The organism is Aquabacterium sp. A08, from assembly GCF_011742065.1.
This window is the reverse complement of record NZ_JAAQQT010000482.1, coordinates 1-395: the sequence shown is the minus strand read 5'-3', so window position 1 is coordinate 395 and position 395 is coordinate 1. Positions and strand designations below refer to the sequence as shown.

Genomic DNA, 395 nt, shown 5'->3' with positions numbered 1-395 from the left:
ACACGCCCACGCTGGCCGACTGCTACCTGGTGCCGCAGGTGGAAAGCGCCCGCCGCTTCCAGGTGGACCTGAACCGCTGGCCGCTGATCCAGCAGGTGGAGGCCGCCTGCCTGGCCCTGCCCGCTTTTGCCGACGCGGCCCCCGGGAAACAGCCCGACGCCGCCTGACCTGTCTGAGCCCGCGCCCCCACACCCTGGGGCCGCGGGCCGTTTATTTGCGTTCAAGGAACCCGCCATGATCCAACTCCCTGCCCTGCGCACCCTCGCGGCCGGCCTGGCCTTCGCCGCCACCGCCTTCACCGCCCAGGCCCAGACCCTCAAGCTCGGCCACGTCACCCCGCCCACCCATGTGTGGCACCAGGTGTCCGAAAAAATCAACGCCGACCTGCAAAAAGC

The 395-nt window shown here is 69.9% G+C and carries 1 pseudogene; it reads left to right on the top strand.

From position 1 onward, the window contains the following. A pseudogene (locus HA630_RS23330) lies at positions 1 to 167 on the top strand (maleylacetoacetate isomerase); the annotation flags it as partial. Between the last annotated feature and the right edge of the window lie 228 nt (positions 168 to 395).